We start from the raw sequence: 15,654 nt of genomic DNA, 5'->3' as shown, positions 1-15,654 counted from the left end.
TAACGAGGTAGGGCACGTTTTGGTTGAACAGTGGATGAAACGTCTCAGCACGCTTTCTGTTGTGCTGCTTGCCAGCTGTGCAGCAACTGGCCACCCTGACAATATTGAAACCAAGTCCGGTGATTACGGCTATCAAGCGCAATACCGTGACATCGAGGTCAGCCGCGCTGATGCTGGGTTCCTTAAATCAGCTCGTCTGAATTCCGAGATCTGCCTGCCTTATCGTGGCGGAGCCTATGGCACCAAGGTCAGTGGAGTCGCCAATACTCTGTTGGGTGAAAGACTGTCTCGTAATGATCTGGTCGAGGTCCGAATTGGCAACGATGAAGATCTTGGCGGCAACTACGTGGTCTCGCGCGATGGCACGCTGAAAATACCTTACTTGCCGTCGATCCGGGCACAGGGTCGCAGTACCGCTGATGTTGAACGGGATCTCAACACCATACTCGTAGAAAAACAGCTGTATGATACGGCCCCTTTGGTTTCGGTCCGGATCATGGATGTTGCTTCGGCCCTGGTTGGGGTATCCGGCGCTGTGTTTGAACCGCATCAGGTCGAACTGGGTGGCGTTGCTGGCGATCAGCGCGATGTCGGCCGACAAGAGGCGCTGGGCGCGTCAACCGAGGCCCGAAACTTGTCGGCAGCCCTGCGCGCAACCGGCGGGGTTCGTCCAGACGCCGATCTATCTGCGGTGGAACTACGGCGCAATGGCCGACTGTACACGCTGGATCTACGTGGCGTCTTTCAAGGTCACAACATGGTGGATGTCATGTTGCTGACGGGTGATCAGGTTTTTGTGCCATCCCGCCAGTGTTTTCAGGACGATCTGATGCGCCCCAGCCCCGTCAGCCCTCCGGGGGTGAGTGTGTTTATGTCGAACCTGACCCAACCGGCAACCGGCAATGCCATTTCGGCCATTGGCCGCAACGTGCGCGAAATGCCCTATGGCACTCGCTATTTGCAGGCCATTGTGGATTTGAATTGCGTTGGCGGTGCGCGCGCCAGCAGCGCCCACCGGTCGGGGTTACTGTTGTCGCGTAACCCGATGACAGAAGTGTCGATCGCTATCGAACGCGATATCGAGGACATGTTGCGCCGGGCGGATCGGGATGACTATGATCCCTATATCCTGCCAGGTGATGCGGTCGCCTGTTATGACAGCACCTTGACCAATGTCGCCGAGGTTGCACGCGTGCTGGGGTTGATCGGCGTGGGCCTGTTGCTGAACGAGTAGGCTTACTCGGCAACAGGCGCTGACGTGCGGTTTGGATCCAGCGTTTTGCATGTTGCAGCCCACACATCAGATAGCTTGGCAATCTCGATCAAGCTGACCACCGCGTCTTCCTGTTTGGCGGCGGTCTCAATATGTCCGAGGCTGATGGCAAAATCTGTGGCGCCAAACAGGCTGGCGGTGCTGCGTATCTGGTGGCACTTTGAAGCAATGGTCTCCAACCCCAGCGTTTCCAACGGCTCCTGCGCCAGTTCGGCCAACAACGCATCGCCTTCGGCCAGAAAGCGGCCCAGAAAGGTGTCATATTCGCTCTGGTCCAGCAGATCCTGAGCCATCGTTGCGTTCTCGTCCACTGAATTAGGCTGTGGGTTTTCCGGTGGAGCCGAGTTGATTGAAAGGGATTTCTTAAGCACCGCCTGCAGCGCCCGACGCAGCTCCGGCAATTGCAATGGCTTGCCAATAAACCCGTTCATACCACTGGCGCGGAAATGGTCGGTCTGTTCGGGCAGCACATTTGCCGAGAATGCCAGTATTGGGATGTCACAGAAGGGCGATGGCGCATTTCGTATTTCCTGCGTGGCCTGAAGGCCATCCATGCCGGGCATGCTGATATCCATCAATATCACGTCAAACAGTTCGAGTTTGGCCCTTGCGACAGCAGATAATCCATCGGTGACAATCGTCACTGTGTGGCCGTCCCGCTCTAACAGTCGGCGCGCAACAAAGGCGTTGGTTTCGATGTCCTCGGCAATCAAGATCGAAAGCGAGCGGTCAGAGGCTTTGACCTTTTCCTCGCCTCCGACGCTGGCGGGTTCTGCAACCGACAGGAAAGGCAGGCGCAGCCAGAAAACGCTGCCTTCGCCCGGTGTGCTTTCGACACCTATCTTGCCACCAAGCAGTTGAACCATGCGTCTGGCAATGCCCAGACCCAGCCCGGTTCCACTGCTGTCGCGGGTATAGGTTGAATCGCAGGTCTCGAAGTCTTCGAAAATTCTGGCTTGATCCGCTTCGGAGATGCCAATGCCGCTGTCGATGATCCGCAATTCCACATTGCAGTCGCCGTCATGTGGGGTCAGCTGCTCTACTTCAATACTGATGCGACCGGCATGGGTGAACTTGATCGCATTGCCCACAAGATTCAACAGGATCTGTTCTAGTATGGTTTGGTCAGCCTTGACCCAAGCCATACTAGACCCGAGCCATTCCCATTCGATGGTGGTTTGGTTGTGCCCCGCGTGACCGCTTTGGCTGTCGATAATTTCCTGCAGAAAACGTCCAAGATGAAAGACCGATTGAGTCACCGATGTTTTACCGGACTCGAACTTGGCAATATCCAAAATTGAATTAACGTGATGCATCAATTGCCGCCCAGATACCTCCATGTTACGTGTGAACGTCGTTTGATCCGCATCTAACTGAGTTTTGCTGATTAAAGTCAGGTTGCCCAGCAGGCCATTTAGGGGGGTACGAATTTCATGGCTCATTACTGCTAGGAAATTCGCCTTGGCTTTTTCACCGGCCAACGCTTGATCTCGTGCCTTGCGCAGTTCTGCCTCGGTATTTAACTGTTGAGAGATATCCCTGAGAAAACCAATAATCACATCGCCATCTTCAGTTTGGGCTGACTGCATGGCAAGGTCGACAGGAAAGCGCTTTCCATCGGCATTGCGGGCGTCAAGTCGAACACGGCCTGTTCCTATTAGCTGGCTTTTCCCGGTGCGTACCATGCGTTCAAATCCCATTCGGTGCGCTTGTTGTTGCTCAGCAGGGACTATCAAATCACCGATACTCTGGCCCTTGGCCTCAGCTAATGAGTAGCCGAATGTAGATTCTGCTGCAGTGTTCAAATCCACTACATTTCCCATGGTGTCGGCAACAATTACGGCCTCTTGTGTGGTAGAAAGGATCGTCCGCATCCGTGCGTTGGCGCGGGTCAATGCACGCCCTCGGGCCTGGATTTGAGCGTTGGCCATTAAAGAATAAATAAATAGCACCCCCAGTCCGACCAATATTGTGAGTGAAACAATCGCTAGCTGTGTCAGGGTTGAAAATACCTGTGACCGCTGCATGTCGGAATCACGGGCAAATCGCGCAAGCCCCAAAATAAACAGGCTTCGCACTTCTGGGCGCAACGTAGCAGTTTGTTGTAACAGACTTGGGATAGCTAAGCGCAGTGTGTCGTCTGGCCCATCTATAAAAGCAATGGTCTGATCCAGAAAGAGTTGTAATTTATCAACTGAGTTCAAAAAACTGTCAATTTCACGTACAGAGGCAAATAGTTTTCCGTTGGAAAGTATCCCCAAGCGGCTGTAAAGAATGTCAAAATCCTTTCGAACAACAGAGAGGTCAGCTCTTTGTGGATCACTGTTTCTTTCTAGCGTCAGCAAAAAGTCGAGATACTCGATCTCGACCTGCGACAATGTCCATTGAACTGAGTCGGTATCGGCTGACCGCAGCAATTTCAGATCCCGGTAAACCTCTTGGCCCAGCAAGACCAAAAGCGGCAGGCACAGGACAACCAGGGGTAGGAAAAACCAATTCTTGAGGAAGAGAAATAACCTAGGATAACGTGGCAAATTGCGATACTTTCTAACCGATGTAGTGATCCTACTATAGCATCATTCAATAATGTTTAATCGATTGAGCTGCCAAATGCTGCGGGAATAGACTGTTTCTGTTCGGAACTCAGGCGACTGATCGAAGGGGTATATGATCCACAGTGGGCCTTTTTCGCGTCTTGGGATCGGTTGCCCGTCGATAGCAAAGGCCACTATCGGCCCGCCTTCCCGCGCATCACTTATTGGGATGAATACAGAGTAATCGTTAAGTGCGATAGCTTCGATTGTGCTTCCTGTTACGTCTAGATGTTGCAGAAGCTCGTAAAGTGGCACACCAGAAAACTCATGTACCCCTTCGGTCCAGATAGTTGATGTGACGATGTTCCGGACGGCAATATCTCGAAGGTCCTGAACACCCAGCGAGACAGGTTGATCAAGAAGTTGGCCGCCGGTTACTTCCAGCACTGAGGGCTCGGTGGCATCCGTCGTTCCTGCCGAACCCTGTGTTGCGACTATTGCAGCAAAAAACATCGCGCGGGCGAAAGAGAATATTCCGTTGGTTTTCATGATGCACCTTTGTGTTTTCATCTTGAGTTTTGCACATTGCCTGCAGATCTTTCTGCCTCCCTCAAGTATTAGGACCTATCCGATCGGATAGGGGCAGTGATGGCTGTTCGGGAAAAGTTGGCCGCAGGGCGAACCCCGCGACCGGGGAGGGTTCAGTAAGCTCCGCGACCTTTGAAAACCGCCTGAAACGTCACCGCGATCAGCATCAGATCCAACAGGATTGAGCGGGAGCGGGCATAGGCGATGTCCATATCCACCATGCGGTCGAAATCGATGTCCGCGCGACCAGAGACTTGCCAAATGCCGGTCAGTCCGGGTTTGACGCTAAGGCGGCGATGCGCGCGTCGGGAATACGCGGCAACTTCTTCGGGCAGCGCAGGGCGGGGGCCGACGATTGACATCTTACCAGACAGGATATTCACAATTTGCGGCAACTCGTCCAACGAGAACCGGCGCAGGAACCGGCCAACCCGTGTCACCCGCGGATCATTACGCGCTTTGAAACAGATGCCTCCGCGATCCGAGGTCGCTAGCAACTCTTGGCGTCTCGCACCGGCGTCAACATGCATAGAGCGGAATTTGTACAGGGTGAAGGGCTTGCCATTTCGACCAACGCGTTTTTGGCGGAAAATCACTGCACCGGGGCTTTCTAACCTGATGGCAGCACAGATCAGCAAAAGGAGCGGTGACAGAGCAATCAGTGCCCCTAGGCTGAGCACGATGTCCAATATCCGTTTGTGGATAGCGTATTGGGAACTGGAGCGCATTGCATGTCGGGCTGCACGCCACATGAAGGCGAAATTTCCAAGCAGGTAGCGCTGTGCCAGTCGGCGTGGCTCCATTGCAAGCCGCCAGACCCATTCACTTTTGAGTTGCCGCAACCATAGTGGCGCGCGTTTTACATTCCCCGCCCAAAAATCAAACAGCCCGCCAACCGCCATCATGAGATCCGCATCAAGCTTGTGCCCATGGCGGTCCAACCACAACTCTTGCATTGGGACCCCCATGGCGACCAGCAAGATGTCGGCCCTTGAAGCATTGATGACAGAGATCGCATCTTCTGCGTCTTCAGCGCCACCATATCCATCGCGAGTACCGGCAATGTGAAGCCCAGGAATGAGGGACTGAAGGTGAGTAGCAGCCTTTTGCGCCGTGCCGGGTCGCCCGCCGAGCAAGAAAACACTTTTGTTTTGTTTTGCGGCTGACGCCAGAAGGGAGGGCAGCAGGTCAGTGCCATTTAAGTTGGACGTCAGCGCATCGCCGCGCATCCGGGCGGCCAGCTCTATACCGATGCCATCGGGTAGTATCAAATCTGCGCGCGTCAGTGCCTGCGCATAGTCTGCATCCGTGGCTCTCAGGTTCGCGCAATGGGCGTTGTAGAAAAAGACCCGGTTCCGTCCTGGCTGGAGCAAAGTGTTGATAACTGCTTCAGCTGTCGCATCGACCAGATCAACATTCACGACAGAGCATTGATCCAACTTAGGAAATACAGGTTTGGCTCCCTGGGCGAAAAACTTTTCAACGTTGGATCGATGCTGCATGGCGTGGCTCCTCGTGGCTTGCTTCACGAATAACTGTGCACCATCAATGGGGTTGGCAGTTCAGGGCATCAGGATTAAAGGTGAGACGAAAGTGCCCAAACGGCGCGACCGGCTGTGAATTTACCCGCCTGCAGGGGAGGATTATCCATTTGGATAGAAATCTGACCTAAATTTATACCTAACCCCTACCATTTGCTCTTAGAGTGATGGCTATAGAAGCTATATTTTGATGAGGTTTTGTAGTGCGAATTCTTATTGCAGATGACCACGAACTCCTGCGGGATGCGCTGGGTGCATTTATGCAAAGCGAAGATGGAATTGAGTTGCACACAGCAGCTGATTTTGACGAAGCTTGTGCCTTGCTAAAGGGGGAGTGGACCTATGATCTAGTTCTCTTGGACTACAATATGCCAGGTATGAATGGTTTAGATGGCATTTCTGTCGCTAATGAAATCAACGGGGTCCACCGGGTCGCGCTGATGTCAGGCGAGGCCAGTCGCGAAATTGCTGAACAGGCACTTGAGATGGGCGCCATTGGATTCATCCCCAAAACACTGCCGGCGAAATCTCTGGTCAATGCAATCAAGTTCATGGCCATGGGTGAAAAATATGCGCCGCTGGATTTCATGACCGCTGAAGAGGGTAAGGTCAGCCATCCCATTTTGGATAAATTGACCGAACGCGAACGACAAGTGTTACATGGGTTGACCGAGGGTAAATCCAATAAGGAAATTGCTCGAGACCTCGACTTATCCGAGCCGACGATCAAACTGCATGTCAAAACGCTCTATCGAAAACTTGAGGTTGGCAACCGCACACAGGCGGCTCTTGTTGCAAGGGATGCGGGAATATTTTGAGTTTAGGCTATCCCAACGGATAGGCCAGCATCCAACTGTGACAGGCGCAATGCGAATGGGATCACCGAGCCACGCCTGACGCGCAGTATCATCCATTGAAACAGTTTTTCAGTGAGATGACATAATGGCGTTTTTGGCTGCATCCAGCAAAATTTTCGGAAAAAGCGGAGCGACCAAAGTATCGCTGAAGCAAAGCAAGGCGGTCAACAACGGCTACCCAAACGCCCAGTTTTTGCCACGCAAACCACGTAATTTCTTCTGGCGCTGCAGTCGTTACACTACGTTTTTTCTGATGTGGTGTGCTGGCATCTGGATGCCTATTTTCACCTATCTGACAACCACTCCGCCCAAGTATACTTCCCAAATGGCGTTGATCCTGCCGGGATCCGGGGCTTCAGCTTCGGTCAATTTGGAAAGCATCGGTCAGGCATCGTCTTATGCGTCGTCAGCCTTTGCCACGGATTCCGTCAGCCCTACCCAGACCTACAAACGGCTAATTACAGCCAATCGGATCAGATTGGCCGCAGCCGTTAGTCTGGATATGCCGGTGACTGAATTGCCTGCGCCGGTGATTGATCTAGTGGATCAAACCGGCCTGATCCGGGTTCAAATGAAAGGCCCCAGCGCGCAAGAGGCACAGCTGCGGGCCGAGGCTATTCTGCAAGCCTTTCAAAGCGAACTAACCCTGCTGCGGAATGATGAACTCAGCATGCGCGAGCAAAGTGCGGTTTCCGCGATTGAGGAATACCGCAGCTCGGTTGCCGCCACGCGTATTGATATTGACCGGCTGCAACAGGAAACCGGTTTCCTGTCCAAGGATCAGTTTTCCGCGCAGGTACGCGATAATGATGCCCTGCGGGTTTTGACCGAAAATGCTCAGGCCCGGCTGCTGGAGAAGACAGCCTATGTCAACGCACTGGAGGTAACCCTGGGCTTGCCAGCAGCCAAGGCCGCAAGGGTTCTGAACCTCTATTCCGACAACAACTATCTCACCTATGTGAAAGATGCGTCGGACAAGGCGGCCCTGCTGACCGAAATGCGTTCGCACTATGGCTCCCAGCACCCGCGCGTGCTTGAGGCCAAGGCGCAGCATGATTTGGCGCAGGGAACACTGGTGACAATTGCCGTGGCACGTACCGGGTTGACCGAACCAGAAGTTATTGGGCTCGAGATGTCACAGCGAGGCGATCGGACGGCCTTGCTGGCGGATCTGGTGCGCGCCGAGGCTGAGAGGCAAGGGGCGAACGCTGAATATCACACCTTGCACAAACGCTGTCTGGAAGAACGCCAGAAGCTGGAAATCATTGCCCCCATGGCGGCGCGCCTGGAAGATCTGCAACGTGACTTCCGCGTATCCGAGGCAGTTTTCACCTCGGCCATTGCACGGGGGCAGTCCTCCAAGGTTGATGTTTATGCGTCTTATCCACTGGTTCAGGTACTCGAAGCCCCCTCGCTGCCGCTGAAACCGTCATCCCCCCGGCGCATGCTCACCATTGTTGCCGGTGTTGCCGCCACGTTTTGCGTCATGGTTGCGTTGGCGCTGGGTTGGGCCCGCTTTGGGATGATCAACTGGTTGATTGCCCGCCGTGAAGAGCACCGCTCATGAGCGATATCACTCCACGTAACCCGGCTGAAAACATCGTCTACAAAGTTTTGATCTGGACCTGGCCGTTCTATGCCGTTGGCGCTCTGTATATTGTTGGTCCGGTGCTGGGCTGGATGCTAGGTGGATTGGCCGCGCTCGTGGTCTATTTCGGGGCAGCTGTGCGCGAGGATCTACGGTGTGACACCCCGATACCAGCCGTTGTCTGGGCCTGGATTATCGGTATGACCGCCATGCTGATCATTCTTTGGGTTGGGTTGATCAATTTCGATTTCGGCACGAAGACGATTATCCGTTCGACCATCGGCTGGGCCAAGGGCTGGGCGTTGATGGCACTGTTCCCACTGGCCGGAGCCGTCTTGCCCATCCGGCGCGCGATCCTGATCCGTGGCCAATGTGTTGTTGGCCTGTGGGTTCTTGTTCTTGCACCCCTGATGCTGGTTGCGCCCTATATTGGCCTGCCTGAAAAGATTTTCACATCTCCGCTCAAGGTGGTTGGCGGGCCGGGGCCCGAGTATTTTACTGTTTTCCTGTATACGCTGGACCCGGCCAGCGGCACACCACGTTGGCAATTCTACGCGCCATGGTCGCCTTTTGCGGCGCTGTTGGGGGTGTTGATGGTGCTGTTTGCACTCGAAGAAAAATGCACCCGCTGGAAAGCCATCGGCGTGACTGCTGGTATTTTCCTAATACTTGCCTCTAAATCGCGCATGGGGCTGGTTGGGCTGGTCGTCTGTCCGGCGATCCCACGTCTGTTGCGTCTGTCCGCCCAATCTTGGGCCTGGCAGGGGTTGGCAGGCTGTTTGGTGGTGGCCTCAATGGTTGCTGACGGGTTGATCACCTCGGCCCAGTCTAGTGTCCGCGCCTTCAAATCTGCCCGTGCCGACAGCTCCCGCGTGCGCGCCACCCTGCAACGTATTGCAACTGAACGCTGGGAGAATGAAGCGGTGTGGTTTGGCCACGGTAGGGTCGCGCCGGGGTCTCACATCGTTGAATACATGCCCATCGGCAGCCACCACACTTGGTATGGGTTGCTCTTTGTAAAAGGCGTCACCGGGTTTCTCGCACTATTGATCCCACTGCTGTGGCAATTGGTGTTGGCAGTGACTGACACCATAAAATCGAACCGCGGAACGCTGCCTTTTGGGATCATTCTGGTTTTTGTGCTGCTGTCTTTTGGTGAGAACATCGAGATCGAGGTCTATCTACTTTGGCCAAGTCTCTTGCTCTTGGGAATACACGCCAAAGAAATGACGAAATGAGCAGAGCACATATTTTTACATGAGAATTCCAGCTTAGCCGCATCGCCATTCTTGCAGGCAGGGGCGAGGTGAGAGGGTATTATGCTGTCGTGTAGAAGTTGATTCGCGTCTGAACGGTCATATGCGCGCTAATTGTAATGACGACAACGAAACAGTTCTGACATGCTAGGTAATCTGTTTCCAAACGATGAAATCAGCCCATTCGTCTCGGGGCTTCTATTGTCAAAACTGTGCCCACAATTGGCGAAATAAGGCCTCTTTGCCCCATTTCGCCGCAATTTTACCTTAAATTGGATTGCCCGAGCACGATTTTACGGGCACAAATGAACTGAAGCGAATGAAGGTGTTTTCCTGCCACGATGGGCCTTGCAGCGCTGGACCTCCCCGGTCCTGATGAAGATTTTTTGCGGAAGCTGGCTGCACAGCTACTGGAAAGGATCCCGCTGACTATGTGTATCGTGCCGCCTCTAATCGCACTGACTTAGGAGCTGCCCCTATGTGTACGAAGACCCATACGATTGCCAAATCTGGTCATAAAACCATTGATATGGTCGATAATACTGTGATGAAAATCATCCCAAAGGATGGCAAGCGCTTTACCAGCAATGTGCATGCATACAGAGAAGGTAATGATCTTGTGCTATGCTACTCGGATGGTACTGCTGTCACGATTGCCAATCTTTAACAGAAGCTTAGTTTTGGATTGAAATTCAAAAGGGCTCGTAGGGATACGGGCCTTTTTGCTGCGCACTCCTTGTGGAAAATGCTAGTCGATTGCCGGCTTATTAGATTGCTCGCGCAACAATGGGTCGACCTGGCTGCGCGATGACCCAACCGCGAATTCGTCATAGTACACGACCAGAGTTGGCTTGGGTTTTGCGCCATGTGTTTTTGTCCAGCGTTCTGTGTAGCTTGAAAAGATACCACGGCGATGCCCCGGTTTTGCTCCTTTGAGCAAGCTGTTGGGAGAAACGATTGGGCCGTTATAGTTACACCGTAGATCACCATTGACCCAGACCTGCAAATAGCCGTCTTCACCGTCTGAAAAGTTAGTGTTCATAACCAAGTCAACCCACCGGTCTTTATGCTCCTGCATCTCAAATAAGCGGCACACATAACCTTCATTCTTGTGTTTACCCCAGTCGAAGGCACGATTCATATCCGCGAGCTGAATGACAACGTCGCCGTGATTTATGGCTGACCCGGCACAGGTGGTGTTTTGGCAGGCCGTCCAATTGCCTTCGTCCGTGCCCAATTGGATCAGCCGGATCGAAGGTGTTGCCCCGCCAGGCATGCCCCATTGACCAAAGACAAGTCGCAAAGAGTTTTCGCGAGTAAAACTGGGGACGCCAGAGTTTAGGAAGCTCCAGCCATACCAAATATCTTTGCCGACGTTGGCAGGGTTCGACTTGGTTGGCATCTGAATTTCGGTGCGGTAGCGGGGATTACCGCAATCACCACCGCCACAATCGCCATCACGCAGTTCGAACCGCTCACTACGGCTGCCCCGGCGGGTGGGCGCCTGGTGTTCAGCAAATGCGTATCGGAAGTTGTGGTCGGCTGAACTGTAAAACCTTTCGTAGCCGTCTCCGGGCGTAAACACTTCGTTACTTCCACTGGTCGAATTGGGAATCGCACCGGTGCAGCCGGTTAAGAAAGCGCTGAGAAAAAATGCAATCCGGGCCATTCGCTGCATTGGGCGTCTCATTCTTCGTTGATCTAAAGTCTAGATGGCATTCTATAGACGTCAAAAATAGGTGGCGCAACAGAATGAGCTAATACACTGTAACATAACGATAAAAATTACAAATCGAAAGAGGGTGATCTGTAACGCAACGCGCATGAAATAAGGAACTAACTGTAGCGAACGGGGCACAGTTAACAAAAAGTTAACGCTAGAAAACCCGCTTGCTTGTCTGATTTCGATTCTCCTCCATACATTGCGAGTCGAGCGCTGCATCAGATGGCGCCGATATTGAGAGGCAGAACGATATGGCAAAGATCAGTGTCTTTGGCATTGGCTATGTTGGCGTCGTGTCCGCTGCGTGTCTTGCGCAGGACGGTCATGAAGTCATTGCAGTTGATGTAGACCAGGGTAAAATTGATGCAATTAATGCGGGTATGTCCCCCATTGTTGAGGAAGGGATCGATGATCTTGTCCGAGAAATGGTGGCCAAAGGTAAGCTGCGCGCAACCAGCGATTTTGGCAGAGCAGTGCACGAGACGGAGATGTCCTTCGTCTGTGTTGGAACACCTTCAGCAGCTGACGGATCTGTAGGACTATCGTACGTAACCAGTGTCTGCGAAGACATTGGCAAAGCATTGCGTGAAAAAGACGTCTATCATTCGGTCGTTATCCGCTCGACCATTGTGCCGGGCAGCACTGAAAGCGCATGTATTCCGGTTTTGGAACAGACATCTGGCAAAAAGGCTGGTGTGGGATTCGGGGTTGGCTATTACCCGGAATTCTTGCGCGAAAGCACTGCCATTGCCGACAGCTATGACCCCGGTCTGGTGGTCTTTGGCTTTATGGATGAGCCGACCGGCCAGATCCTGGCGGATCTGAATAAAGACATGCCCTGTGCGGTCAACAAAGTCGATATTCGTACCGCTGAAATGGTGAAATACACCTCTAACACTTGGCGTGCGGTCAAGGTGACCTTTGCCAACGAAATCGGTAACATTGCCAAGTCCTGCGGGATTGACGGTCAAAGCGTTATGGAAATTCTGTGCAGTGACAAAAAGGCGGCGATGTCGCCCTATTTCATGCGCCCGGGCTTTGCCTTTGGTGGTTCTTGTCTGCCAAAAGATGTGCGTGCGTTGCGCCACCTCGCCAGTCAGAACGATACACCAGCGCATCTGTTGAATGCAGTCTTAGAGGCCAACGAAGCTCAGATTTCCAAGGCAGAAGCCATGGTTGAAAAGAGCGGCGCACAGACAGTTGGCTTTGTCGGTATCAGCTTTAAACCAGGTACTGATGATCTGCGCGAAAGTCCCCTGGTCAGCCTTGCGGCACGCCTGATCAACAAAGGCATAGAGGTCAATATCTACGACCCATTTGTCAAAGAAGCTTATGACAGCGGTACCCCAGGTGCGGGGCGTGGCAATGAAAGCGTCCCAAATCTTGAAAACCGACTGGTCGGCGATCTTGATGAGCTAATCAATGACGCCGGTGCGGTTTTGGTGGGGAACTACTACAACGAGACCGTTGAAAAGCTTAAAGAAGCAGCCAAAACCCAGACAGTTGTCGACCTGACCCGATTGCATCGCGATATGGTGTCAGACGAAAACTACGAAGGCATTTGCTGGTAAAACCGCAATGACAATGGTCCTTACTCATACGGCGTATTTTGCGGTCATCTATTTGTTGGTGGCCGTTGTCCCCCAGGGTTTCCTGGGGGAGTTGCATCACGCATCTAATGCGGTGTTCATCGTCGGCTTTTTGGGGACTTGGCGCTATACTTGGGCGGTGACCAATTTTGGTCGGGCCGTTTTTTTTCGCCGCATTGCCTATCCAATCTGGAAGCGGCGTCACCACAGGCGTTTTTGGGCCAGCAACGTTAAATCGCACTGCTACTTTATGCTGACCAGCTATATGGTCGATAACGAAGTGACGATCATGGTTTATCGTCGTTTGTTTGAGGCAGCGTCAAAAGCTCGCGATGGCGCGACGATTGTGGCCTCAGTTGTGGACGGTAAAGATGAGCGTCTGATCCAGCAGCTCTATGCGTCTTCGAAGTTCGATATGAGCAATGTCGAACTGGTTATCGATCGAATCAAATCCAGCGGTAAACGTGACGCCATGGAGAAGGCTTTACGCATCTTGGCTGATAAGGCCCCGACCAAAGATGACATTATGGTGTTTGTCGATGGGGATACTGTGGTGCCGGTTGATATCTGGGCCCAAGCGGCTCCTTTCTTTTCGGATCCGCGCATGGGGGCGCTGACCACCGATGAGGCCGCAATCATCGACAAACAGAATCTGTTCAAAGACTGGTTCACACTGCGCTTCAACCAGCGTCAGGTGATGATGTGTTCAATGGGACTGGGCAACCGGGTGCTGACGCTGACGGGGCGTATGTCAGTGTTTCGCGCTTCCCTTGCGACAGATCCAGGCTTTATCAAAGGTGTTGGTTTTGACTTTCTTGATCATTGGCGTCTTGGTCGGGTGAATTTCCTAACCGGTGATGACAAATCCACTTGGTATTGGCTACTTCGTAATGGATATCAGATGGCCTATATGCCCGATATCCAGTCACAATCCGCGGAAGACCAACCGCGTGACACGTTTTATGACAGTGCCAAAACGCTGATGATCCGATGGTTTGGCAATATGATGCGCACAAATGGTCGGGCACTTCGTGAAGATCCGCGCAAAATCGGATTTTTTACCTGGTGGTCGATCCTTGATCAGCGGGTTTCTATGTGGACCACACTTGTTGGCCCGATCTCAGTTATTGTAGCGGCGGCAACAGTTTCGCTTTCGGTGATCCCACTCTACATCGCTTGGGTTATGGCGACCCGCTATATGTTTTGTATCTTTATCGCCCTGTTTAACAAAGAATGGTTCCCCATCACTCATCCCCCGATCTTGTATTTCGGGCAGGTTGCTGGGGCCATCATCAAAACTTTTGTTCTTTTTCGACTGGATAAACAGAAATGGACGCGGCAAGGCAGCGGCGGTTCGGGCAAGGCTATGGCCCTGCAGGACCGTGTCAAAGCTTGGGAATCCTTTGCTCACCACGCGCTTGCCCTGTCATGGCTGACCATCGCCGTAATGTTTCTGAACACTCTCTAATAGGCACGACGAGGTACCCTTATGGACAACAACCTTTTTCGACTGGCTCCCTCTGACAAGCCTGAAACACCCGAACCACGGGCCGAAGCCCGTCGTCCTCTTGTCCAGCGGACTGCCAGTATGAGCAAGAACTACAACCCGGGCGAAGCCAGTCCCCCGGAACCTGCACCCCAGCCAGTTCATCGCGAACCTCAATCCCCGTCAGGCACAACACAGAGCCAGCCTTTACCGGTAGATTTTGGCTACGATGATGAGCATCCACTGTTGAAAATTCCGTATTCGGTGACTGTCGCCGGGCAACGATATACCGGTGACAGTATCTCGCTTATGCAGATCCATGCACAGGCGACAGAAGGTGGGATGCTGGGGAACGGCACGCGGCATATCGCTATTATCAACTTTGCATTCGAGAGCTTTGTACTCTCGTTGCATCCCGAAGTTATGGTGATTAGTGAAGACGTTCAGGGCAAATCAGTCTTTCAGTTTACAGATCCCACCGGCGGGCACCTGCCGCAGCTACGCTATATAGTGAACAGCCATATTGGCGGGGATTTTGTATCCGTAGACGGTATGATCAGCTATACTGGGCCGACCGCACCCAAAAAGCCAAAGGGTGAGGCGAGGGGGCATTCACTCATGAACCGGGTGCGCTCACTTGGTGTGGCCGCGTTGTCGGTTTTGCTAATTATTGTAGCAGGCAGTGTGCTACTTCAACGCTATTCAACGAGTTACGAAATGCATCCGGTGTTTGTGGAGCGAGCCGGTCAAAAAATGCGCGCTACAGCCGCCGGGCAAATTTCTTACCTAAATCCTAACGCCGCCAAGGGAGAGGTGCTGTATTCGGTTAACGCCAATACCGGCAATGTATTGAACTTCACGATGCCATGTGACTGTGAAGTGGTTGTTACAAAAGGAATTTCAGATGGCACAACTGTCCTTCAAACGGACTTAATTCTGACAATTTATGTTAATACTTCATTAATCAGAGCACAGACTCTGATGAGCATAGAAGGGCTGAATCGGGCGATGAACGGAGATCAGGTTCATATGGATCTCAATGACGGGAGAAGCATTCCTGTCGAGGTTATCGCCAGTGAGGCAACCACAGCAGCGAGCCTGCGTGGTGACGTTTTTGTCCCTGTCGAACTTGTTTCTGAAGAGGGTGCTTTGACAACAAAGGATATCGGCAAATCCGCAAGATTGCGGCTGTCGAAGGGCCTGTTGGGCCTTTGAGATT

Annotated in this window: 12 protein-coding genes; 8 read left to right on the top strand and 4 right to left on the bottom strand. The window is 52.8% G+C overall.

The window, feature by feature from the left end:
* Positions 1-34: 34 nt before the first annotated feature.
* On the top strand, positions 35-1,234 hold the full coding sequence (locus tag GO984_RS12465) for a polysaccharide biosynthesis/export family protein (protein WP_157022858.1): 1,200 nt from the start codon (positions 35-37) through the stop codon (positions 1,232-1,234).
* 2 nt (positions 1,235-1,236) lie between these two features.
* On the opposite strand, the gene GO984_RS12460 is transcribed toward GO984_RS12465, so the two are convergent.
* From GO984_RS12460 to GO984_RS12450, 3 genes are all read right to left on the bottom strand, one after another.
* A complete protein-coding gene (locus tag GO984_RS12460) occupies positions 1,237-3,690 on the bottom strand; it encodes an ATP-binding protein (RefSeq protein WP_157022857.1) in 2,454 nt (817 codons plus the stop codon).
* A gap of 159 nt (positions 3,691-3,849) precedes the next feature.
* Positions 3,850-4,356: a putative pterin-binding protein gene (locus GO984_RS12455; RefSeq protein ID WP_157022856.1), complete on the bottom strand. Its 507-nt coding sequence runs from the start codon at positions 4,354-4,356 to the stop codon at positions 3,850-3,852.
* Between the two features lie 152 nt (positions 4,357-4,508).
* On the bottom strand, positions 4,509-5,897 hold the full coding sequence (locus GO984_RS12450) for a WecB/TagA/CpsF family glycosyltransferase (RefSeq protein ID WP_157022855.1): 1,389 nt from the start codon (positions 5,895-5,897) through the stop codon (positions 4,509-4,511).
* A gap of 242 nt (positions 5,898-6,139) precedes the next feature.
* Here GO984_RS12450 and GO984_RS12445 point away from each other — a divergent pair, with 242 nt between their 5' ends.
* From GO984_RS12445 to GO984_RS12430, 4 genes are all read left to right on the top strand, one after another.
* Positions 6,140-6,754, top strand: a complete 615-nt coding sequence (locus GO984_RS12445; protein ID WP_167740319.1) for a LuxR C-terminal-related transcriptional regulator — start codon at positions 6,140-6,142, stop codon at positions 6,752-6,754.
* Between the two features lie 124 nt (positions 6,755-6,878).
* Entirely contained in the window at positions 6,879-8,360 is a 1,482-nt protein-coding gene (locus GO984_RS12440) for a GumC family protein (RefSeq protein ID WP_157022854.1), read from the top strand.
* Complete coding sequence (locus tag GO984_RS12435) at positions 8,357-9,619, top strand: O-antigen ligase domain-containing protein (RefSeq protein ID WP_157022853.1); 1,263 nt, start codon at positions 8,357-8,359, stop codon at positions 9,617-9,619. The genes GO984_RS12440 and GO984_RS12435 overlap by 4 nt, the downstream gene beginning before the upstream one ends.
* Before the next feature lie 496 nt (positions 9,620-10,115).
* Positions 10,116-10,304 carry a hypothetical protein gene (locus tag GO984_RS12430; protein WP_157022852.1) on the top strand — a complete coding sequence of 63 codons (189 nt, stop codon included), beginning with the start codon at positions 10,116-10,118 and terminating at the stop codon, positions 10,302-10,304.
* Positions 10,305-10,385: 81 nt separating this feature from the next.
* Here the strand turns inward: GO984_RS12430 and GO984_RS12425 are convergent, their stop codons facing one another.
* A complete protein-coding gene (locus GO984_RS12425; protein ID WP_167740318.1) occupies positions 10,386-11,315 on the bottom strand; it encodes a heparin lyase I family protein in 930 nt (309 codons plus the stop codon).
* Positions 11,316-11,611: 296 nt separating this feature from the next.
* Here GO984_RS12425 and GO984_RS12420 point away from each other — a divergent pair, with 296 nt between their 5' ends.
* The 3 genes from GO984_RS12420 to GO984_RS12410 are packed head-to-tail and all read left to right on the top strand — an operon-like array spanning position 11,612 to position 15,650.
* Positions 11,612-12,931: a nucleotide sugar dehydrogenase gene (locus GO984_RS12420; protein ID WP_157022850.1), complete on the top strand. Its 1,320-nt coding sequence runs from the start codon at positions 11,612-11,614 to the stop codon at positions 12,929-12,931.
* 13 nt (positions 12,932-12,944) lie between these two features.
* Entirely contained in the window at positions 12,945-14,417 is a 1,473-nt protein-coding gene (locus tag GO984_RS12415) for a glycosyltransferase (RefSeq protein ID WP_157022849.1), read from the top strand.
* Positions 14,418-14,438: 21 nt separating this feature from the next.
* A complete protein-coding gene (locus GO984_RS12410) occupies positions 14,439-15,650 on the top strand; it encodes a hypothetical protein (RefSeq protein WP_157022848.1) in 1,212 nt (403 codons plus the stop codon).
* Positions 15,651-15,654 lie beyond the last annotated feature (4 nt).

It is taken from the genome of Parasedimentitalea huanghaiensis (genome assembly GCF_009753675.1).
GTDB lineage: Bacteria > Pseudomonadota > Alphaproteobacteria > Rhodobacterales > Rhodobacteraceae > Parasedimentitalea > Parasedimentitalea huanghaiensis.
This window is presented reverse-complemented; position numbering and strand designations above follow the sequence as displayed.

Excerpts from the sequence above, each read along its gene's own strand:
- GO984_RS12465 (WP_157022858.1), top strand. The coding sequence starts at position 35 with ATGAAACGTCTCAGCACGCTTTCTGTTGTGCTGCTTGCCAGCTGTGCA.
- GO984_RS12455 (WP_157022856.1), bottom strand. The coding sequence starts at position 4,356 with ATGAAAACCAACGGAATATTCTCTTTCGCCCGCGCGATGTTTTTTGCT.
- GO984_RS12450 (WP_157022855.1), bottom strand. The coding sequence starts at position 5,897 with ATGCAGCATCGATCCAACGTTGAAAAGTTTTTCGCCCAGGGAGCCAAA.
- GO984_RS12440 (WP_157022854.1), top strand. The coding sequence starts at position 6,879 with ATGGCGTTTTTGGCTGCATCCAGCAAAATTTTCGGAAAAAGCGGAGCG.
- GO984_RS12435 (WP_157022853.1), top strand. The coding sequence starts at position 8,357 with ATGAGCGATATCACTCCACGTAACCCGGCTGAAAACATCGTCTACAAA.
- GO984_RS12430 (WP_157022852.1), top strand. The coding sequence starts at position 10,116 with ATGTGTACGAAGACCCATACGATTGCCAAATCTGGTCATAAAACCATT.
- GO984_RS12425 (WP_167740318.1), bottom strand. The coding sequence starts at position 11,315 with ATGCAGCGAATGGCCCGGATTGCATTTTTTCTCAGCGCTTTCTTAACC.
- GO984_RS12420 (WP_157022850.1), top strand. The coding sequence starts at position 11,612 with ATGGCAAAGATCAGTGTCTTTGGCATTGGCTATGTTGGCGTCGTGTCC.
- GO984_RS12415 (WP_157022849.1), top strand. The coding sequence starts at position 12,945 with ATGGTCCTTACTCATACGGCGTATTTTGCGGTCATCTATTTGTTGGTG.
- GO984_RS12410 (WP_157022848.1), top strand. The coding sequence starts at position 14,439 with ATGGACAACAACCTTTTTCGACTGGCTCCCTCTGACAAGCCTGAAACA.